This window comes from Rheinheimera sp., from assembly GCF_036568245.1.
In the GTDB taxonomy this organism is placed as follows: Bacteria; Pseudomonadota; Gammaproteobacteria; order Enterobacterales; family Alteromonadaceae; genus Alishewanella.
Window position 1 is genome coordinate 1 of sequence record NZ_DATCSY010000219.1, and the last position, 2,880, is coordinate 2,880.

General features: G+C 51.1%; 2 protein-coding genes. One reads left to right on the top strand and one right to left on the bottom strand.

All coding sequences use genetic code 11. The features are described 5' to 3' along the window. Positions 1-19: 19 nt before the first annotated feature. Entirely contained in the window at positions 20-2,476 is a 2,457-nt protein-coding gene (gene plsB, locus VIN66_RS10155; RefSeq protein ID WP_331923878.1) for a glycerol-3-phosphate 1-O-acyltransferase PlsB, read from the bottom strand. Positions 2,477-2,614: 138 nt separating this feature from the next. Between plsB and VIN66_RS10160 the strand changes: the two genes are divergently transcribed. Continuing rightward, positions 2,615-2,880: winged helix DNA-binding protein (locus VIN66_RS10160; protein ID WP_331923879.1), on the top strand; the 266-nt coding region annotated here is incomplete at its 3' end.

Below are 2,880 nucleotides of genomic sequence, written 5' to 3' on the forward strand. Positions count from 1 at the left end.
GCTCCTATCCAACCAGCCGCTAAGGCGCGGTGGCGAGCGGATTTGCCGCCGGGACTATGCTGTGAATGCTTTGCAGTACGTCGTTACGCAGTAGCAGCCCAACAGTGGTATTTAACAGTGGCAGCCGAGCGGTAGCCACCACCTGGCTGCGTTCATCTGTCAGCGTGTAACCACTGTCTTTTAACGCATTGACCAAAGTAGCAAACAGTTGCTTATCGTAATACTCCGGCGCAGTAATGCCGTGCAAACTGAGCAGACGCTGAGCCAGTTCGTGGCTGCGCCCCTCCAGTGCAGCACGGCTTTGCGCGCCCTGACTCTCTATAAGTTGTAGCACCATCGCGTAGCGCTGTAGCGTATGTTCGGCGTTGTGTGCCAGCATACTCAGCATAAAATAGCCTGTGCTGTTCTGCGCCGGTGCTCTGTAATGTTGATCAACCAGTTCCGCCAGACCTGTATCAGCCAGATACTGCAATATCGCGTCACAGTAGGCGTTTACATCACTGATACTCAGAAATAGTTCTTGCTGTAGCAGTGGGAACAGTTGCTGCACTATGCTGTGTAAGCGTTGTTGACTGATTTCCCGCTGATGCAAAATGGCGCTGGCGACAATCGCCGGTAGAATATACGCATGCAGTACGTTATTGCGGTAATAACTTAACAACACGGCATTTTCTTCGCTCAGGCTCAGCAGCTCGCCAAAACTGTCGCGTTGCTGCTGCACTTTTTGTAATTGTATCGCATGGTCGATCAACTGTGCTGCAGATTCTTCCGGTAGCGTCATTTGTTCGCTGTAAGGCACCGTACGCTGCAGCTGCAGGTAAAAATCAAGCTGCTGCTCCAACTCGCGCCGTGTCAGAGTGTGTTTTTCGGTTGCCAGCAAACACAGCGCTATCAGGTTAATACTATTAAGTGCAGCCGCGTGGTTTATACGCTGCATCAGCGTGTCGGCAAGTACAGCCACCGTCGGGTTCAGCCACTGCGGTTTTTGCACCTCCATTGGATGCAAATCCTGTTTCCAGTCAGGCACATGCTGATTAAGATAATTATTCAGTGTTATCGGCTCACCAAAGTTCACGTAACCATAGCCGTAGTCGCGTAGATTCTTGATCGCTTTAATTACACCCCAGGCTGACTCTTTCTGTTTGCCGGATCCTTTAAGTTCACGCAGGTAAGTGTTTACTTCCATTACGTGCTCATAGCCGAGGTAAACCGGTACCAGTGTTACCGGTCTTTCAATACCGCGCAGCATCGACTGCAGTGTCATGGCAAGCATGCCTGTTTTGGGTTGCAGCAGTCGCCCGGTGCGGCTGCGGCCACCTTCGGTGTAGTACTTGACTGAATAGCCTTTGCTGAACAGCTGGCACAAGTATTCACGGAACACCGCTGAATACAGTTTGTTACCGCTGAAACTGCGGCGGATAAAAAAGGCGCCGCCGCGGCGGAATATCGGCCCGGCAGGCCAGAAGTTCAGGTTAATGCCGGCTGCGATATGTGGTGGCGCCAGCCCTTGCTGATAAATGACATAGCTTAGTAACAGATAATCCATATGGCTGCGATGGCAAGGGACGTAAACAATTTCATGCCCTTTTTGCGCTAAATCCCGCAGCATATCGGCATTGTTAATTTTTATACCGGTGTACAACTTACTCCATAACCAGCGCAGTACCCTGTCACCCACACGCAACGTAGTGGCGCGATAATCTGCCGCTATCTCCAGCAATAATTTTCTGGCCTCCTGACGGGCATCACTGACTGATATCCGCTTGGCTTTAGCTTCGTCGTCTATCGCTTTTTTAAGTGCAGGAGCCGCGAGCAGGGCATTAAACAGCTGCGCACGATTCACCAGCTTGGGGCCTGTTGCGGCCAGGCGTTGGCGATAAAAATGGAATCGCGACATCCGCAAAAGCTTATGCGCCGTCTGCTCTTCAGCGCCGAACTCTGCTGCCATTTGTTTCAGTGCTACGGCCCGGCTAAACCGAACCAGCGTATGGCGGCCGGAGATCAGTACTATTAAGAGTTTCGCCAGCCAGTTTGGGGCATGCGCTTCGCCCAATAACCACTTAATGCTGTTTTCTTTACCCGGAGCCCGGCCCCACAGCAATGAAATAGGGACTAATTGTGCGTCCAGTGACGGATCATCAAGGTGAGCCTGCAGCAAAGCCTGGCCCTGTGCCAGAGCGGTCGTTTTTCCACGTCTAAACCATAAAGTGTGAGGTTTCTCCAGGAATAAAGTCCGCGGATGCTCGGCACCATTTAAGCTAACGTTGTCCGCAGGATCAGGTAATCCCAGTGATTCACAAACCCGGCTGATTGCGGCTAAGTCTGCTGCTGACTCTGTTGCGCAGATGTAAAAGAATGGCCTGTTTTTATCTAACGCCAGTTCTGAAACCGCTTGTTCGGGAACAATTTTGTACTTCAGCAGCGGCCACATTGGCCATTTTAATAAGGCTGCAAACAATTTTACCGGCCGGAACATAGCCTACTCACCTCAGTTAAAAAGTCGCCTAGCATAGCACGTCAGTGTAGTGCAGAAAAATGTGCGTCAGCACAGATGCTTGCAATTGTAGCATGCCTGTATATACTCACAGTACTAACTGTACAGGTAACCAGCACTATGAGACCACTGACACCGCGACAGGCAGAAATTCTGCAACTGATCAAAGATTATCAACAAGACAGCGGCATGCCACCCACCCGCGCCGAAATTGCACAGCAATTAGGTTTCAAGTCGGCAAATGCCGCGGAAGAACATTTAAAAGCCCTTGCTAAAAAAGGCGTTATTGAAATGATGCCTGGCACTTCCCGCGGTATCAGATTGGTTGATACAGACGAACCGGAGCAACTGGGGTTGCCGTTGATCGGTAAAGTGGCTGCCGGGCA

Coding starts and splice junctions, on each gene's coding strand:
- plsB (WP_331923878.1), bottom strand. CDS start 2,476: ATGTTCCGGCCGGTAAAATTGTTTGCAGCCTTATTAAAATGGCCAATG.